This window comes from Leucobacter komagatae (assembly GCF_000834055.1).
GTDB lineage: Bacteria > Actinomycetota > Actinomycetes > Actinomycetales > Microbacteriaceae > Leucobacter > Leucobacter komagatae_A.
Window position 1 is genome coordinate 1 of sequence record NZ_JXSQ01000057.1, and the last position, 4573, is coordinate 4573.

At 67.3% G+C, this 4573-nt stretch carries 3 protein-coding genes; all 3 read left to right on the forward strand.

Translation table 11 applies throughout. From position 1 onward, the window contains the following. On the forward strand, positions 1-2342 hold a 2342-nt coding region (locus SD72_RS18095; RefSeq protein WP_042545586.1), incomplete at its 5' end, for a DUF5979 domain-containing protein. Positions 2343-2403: 61 nt separating this feature from the next. Next, on the forward strand, positions 2404-3351 hold the full coding sequence (locus SD72_RS16615; protein ID WP_042545587.1) for a YihY/virulence factor BrkB family protein: 948 nt from the start codon (positions 2404-2406) through the stop codon (positions 3349-3351). A gap of 24 nt (positions 3352-3375) precedes the next feature. Then, positions 3376-4560, forward strand: a complete 1185-nt coding sequence (locus SD72_RS16620; RefSeq protein WP_084767302.1) for a 5-(carboxyamino)imidazole ribonucleotide synthase — start codon at positions 3376-3378, stop codon at positions 4558-4560. Positions 4561-4573: the final 13 nt, after the last annotated feature.

Genomic DNA, 4573 nt, shown 5'->3' on the forward strand with positions numbered 1-4573 from the left:
ATAAGACGGTATTCGAGAGCGACCCTGAGTCGCCAGTGCGTGTTGAGCTCGTCGCACAGCCCAACGGGTCAACCGCGCCACTCGATACCCTCACCATTCAGGACACCACCAAGGGCTTCTGGGACCGCTTCGAACTCGTGTCGTTCGAGGATCCAGCGCTGCCGAAGGGGGCGGACAGGGCAACCGTGCAGGTGCTCGTAGACGGCCAGTGGCAGAACTACGCTGACTTCACAGGCGACCCCGCAACCATCCGCGGCGCCGGAGTCGTCTTCGACCGCGCGGACGCGAGGGTGTTCCCCTCAGGGATAACGTCGTGGAACGCTTCGTGGTCATCTGCGCGGCTCGCGTTTGATGTGCGGCTCAGGGACGGCCAGGCGGTGAACTGGAAGCAGGACTCCGTGAAGAACGTGGCGACCGTTGTCGCCAAGAACACGAAGTACGGCACGGCAGATGCCTCAGCCGATGACGACGTGCGTTTCTCGCCAGGAGAGCACAAGCTGAAGGTGGAAAAGCGCGCCCCGAACGACACGACAACCCACCAGGTTGAGGCCCTTGCGAGCGCGCCGTGGAAGCTCGTGTTCACGAACACGGGCACGAGCATCCTCCCAATTACGAAGGTCACTGATGCGCTGCCATCATCCCTCACGTGGGACGGGGTCGCGCCAACCGCCGAGAGCGTATCGACGACCGGCGGTGCGACGAGCCTGCGTGGCGCGCCGCGCGTGACGCTCGCAGGCGACGGCCAGAACCTGGTCTTCGATTGGGGCAGCAACGCGCGCATCCAGCCGGGTGAGCGTGTCACGATCTCGCTCGGGCTCATCATGGAGCCGACGACCGCGGGCAAGCGTGCCGTGAACGAGGTCATCGTGGAGACGGGTGTGACGCTGGCACAGTGCGAGCGGCCGAGTGAGTACGGGCAGGACCCTGGTGCGACTGACGCGCCAAACAGCTGCTCGAACACGAACTACGTGCAGCCGCGTGTCGGCACCGTCGTTGGTGCCCGCAAGACGGTGAGCGGTGAGTCCGTTCCCACCCTGGGGGAGAACCTCGTGAGCGGCGCGCTCGACACCACAACGGGCGAGCAGTGCGGCCCAGGCAACTACCTGCCCATTGGCTCCGACTACACGCGCAGCCCCTGCGCCTCGTATACGGCAGTCGGCGCAACCGATACGTGGAAGCTCGAGAACATCAACTCGGGCACGAATCCGCTGTCGCGGATGACCGTCGTCGACATGCTGTCAGCACCGGGTGACCGGATGCTCGCCGGTGGTGCCTCGCGCGGGTCAACCTTCGCCCCCGTGCTCGCGGACCTCTCGGGCATTCGCGTGAGCGGCCTGCCAGCTGGCGCGAGCTACACGATCGAGGTGACCCAGAACCGTACCGCCTGTGTCGGCACAAGCGGGGGAGGTTCGCTCTGGGCGGCCGACCCAGAGTGTGCTGATGCGACCGCGAACCCCGCGAACCAGTGGGAACCCCTCGCGGACTACACCGGTGATGCGAAGGATGTTGCCGGCCTCCGCGTGAACGTCGACATGACCGAGCAGCCGCTGCAGCCAGGCGGGAACATTCTCGTCGAATTTGAGACCGTGAACCGCGTTGTTGGTGGATCCGAGGGCGCGCTGCGCCCGACGCTCGAGCAGTTCACGCAGCCACAGTTCGCGTGGAACCAGAACGGCGTCGTCGGCTGGGGGACGAACGGCACGCGGGTGAATCTGCCAGCAGCGCCGCAGCGCACGGGCGTCACCGTGAAGACGGGCTCGCTCGTCATCTCGAAGGAGACCACCGGTCTCGCGAAGGATCGTGCGCCGGAAAGCTTCGCCATCGAACTCTCCTGCACCGTGCCGAGCGGGTCAGAAAGTGGCCCCGAGCGGGTCGCGTTGGATCTGGGCGACCACGCGCGCGTCACCGTGCCGAAGGACGGCTCAGTGACGATCGACGGCATCCCCATCGGCGCGAACTGCTCCGCACGCGAGGCCGGCGAGCTTGGCAGCTACAAGGAGAACACCCGCGCAGTGGATGTTGCCCCTGGTGTATTCCCGTCGGTCGACGGGCTGACGGCAGACGTGCAGATTCGGGAGCAGCAGAACGACGAGCCGATCGAGGTGCTGTTCCTGAACGGGTACGCGCCGATCCCGCCCGTCACGCCCCCGACCGTCACGCCCCCGACTGACAAGCCCGACGTGCCCGCGAAGCCAGGCACCCTGGTACGGCTGCCGGAGACCGGCGGAAGCGGACTCGGGCTCTTCGGGCTCGCCGCCGTGCTTGTCTTGCTCGCAGGGGGAGCGTTCGCCGTTGGCGGTCGCCTCCGTGGCGGGCGCGGCGCGCACGGGGACCAGGGCTAGTTTGGTGCTGCGCGCTGGCGGAGTCCGCATGGACTTCCGCCAGCGCGCTACACTCGCTGACATGACAGAAACCCCGCAGCCAGGAGTAATTGCACGCGGGCTTTCCCTCTGGCAGCGGATCCAGCGCACACGCCCCTACCGGACGTTTTCGCACTTCACGGACGTCGGCGGGAGCGTGCTCTCGGGAGGCATGAGCTACCAGGCGCTCTTCGCCGTGTTCGCAGGCCTTCTCGTCGGGTTCAGCATCTTCGGCATTGTCTTGCGCAACCAGCCGGAGCTGCTCGCCACCATCATCGAGCAGATCAACGTGTTCGTGCCAGGACTGCTCGGTGAAGACAAGGACGCGGCGATCCCCGTGCAATCCCTGCTCGAGACCCGCGGACTCGACTGGGCATCGATCGTCGCCGGTGCGTCGCTCGTGTGGGTAGCCATCAACTGGTTCACGGGCACGCGGCGGTCGATCCGCATCATCTTCGGCCTTGAGGTGAAGGAGTACCGCAACGCCCTCCTGCTGAAGGTGCGTGACCTCGCGCTCGCCGTAGGGTTCTTCCTCGCGATCATCATGTCGGCAGTGCTCACGCTCGTGAGCTCGAACCTCACCGACACCGTAATGTCATGGCTGGGCCTCAGCCCAGACGGGTGGTTCTTCGGTGGGATCGGCACGGTCGTGCGCTACGGCGCAACGTACGTGTTCGACGTGCTCGTGCTCATCGCGATCCACCGCTACCTCGCTGAGGTGCGGATCGCCTGGTGGCCGCTCGTCACCGGAACGATGATCGGCGCAGCGGCACTGTTCGTGTTGAAGGTCCTCGGAACCGCGCTCCTCGGCGGCGCGACAAGCAACCCGCTGCTCGCACCGTTCGCGATCTTCGTTGGCCTGCTGCTCTGGTTCAACTTCATCTGCCGCGCGCTCCTGCTCACCTCATCGTGGATAGCGACTGGACTGCACCCCGAACTCGGGATGCCGGACGCGGCCGGACCGAGCGACCTTCTCCGCATCGCCGAGTAGCAGCTGGCTCCGCCGGGCCCACGGATGCGGCAGAATGGAGTGGTGAGCGAAAAACCTGAAGTTGCTGCTGCGAAGTCCTCCGTGCGCGTCGGCGTGATTGGCGGTGGCCAGCTCGCGAGAATGATGGTGCCGCCCGCGATCCACCTCGGCCTCGACATCTCGGTGCTCGCCGAGACGGAGGGCATGAGCGCGGCCCGTGCCGCCGACATGGTGGGTGACTACCGCGACGCTGAGACCGTGTACGCGTTCGCCGACACCGTCGACGTCGTCACATTCGACCACGAGCACGTGCCGCACGAGATCCTCAACGAGCTCGAGCGACGCGGCAAGGCCGTGCACCCCAGGCCGCACGCCCTGCAGTACGCGCAGGACAAGATCCTCATGCGCGAGAAGCTTGCAGAGCTCGGGGTGCCGATCCCAGCGTGGGCCGCCGTCGCTGGCGAGGACGAACTGCAGCAGTTCATCGACGCAAACGGCGGCCGCGCCGTCGTGAAGACCGCCCGCGGCGGCTATGACGGGAAGGGCGTGCGCGTCATCGCCCAAGCGGACGAAGTGCGCGACTGGTTCACGGCACTCGCCGAGGATGGGCGAGGCGGCTTCCTGCTCGCCGAAGAGCTCGTCGATTTCACCCGCGAGCTCGCGCAGCTCGTCGCGCGCCGCCCATCGGGGGAGACCCGCGCCTGGCCGCTCGTCGAGACCATCCAGCAGGACGGCGTCTGCGCCGAGGTGCTCGCGCCCGCCCCCGTCTCGAATCCCGAGACCGCTGCAGAGGCTGCCCGCATCGGGGCGATCGTCGCCGAGGGCGTCGACGCGACCGGCGTACTCGCCGTTGAGATGTTCGAAACCCGCGACGGTCGCGTGCTCGTGAACGAGCTCGCGATGCGCCCGCACAACTCCGGCCACTTCTCGATCGAGGGCTCGATCACGAGCCAGTTCGAGCAGCACCTGCGCGCCGTCACCGATCTGCCGCTCGGCGACCCGGCGATGGCCGCGCCGTTCGCCGTCATGGTGAACGTGCTCGGCGGCCCAGCAGAGGGGCCCATGCCAGTGCGGTACCCGGCCGTGCTCGCCGCGCACCCCGCGGCAAAGATCCACAGCTACGGAAAGCTTCCGCGCCCGGGCCGCAAGGTCGGGCACGTCACCGTCGTCGGTGCCTCACTCGACGAGGCTCGGGCAGAGGCGCGCGCGGCGGCCGACGGCTTCGCCTAAGCGCCCGGGCCCC

Coding starts and splice junctions, on each gene's coding strand:
- SD72_RS16620 (WP_084767302.1), top strand. CDS start 3,376: ATGCGGCAGAATGGAGTGGTGAGCGAAAAACCTGAAGTTGCTGCTGCG.
- SD72_RS16615 (WP_042545587.1), top strand. CDS start 2,404: ATGACAGAAACCCCGCAGCCAGGAGTAATTGCACGCGGGCTTTCCCTC.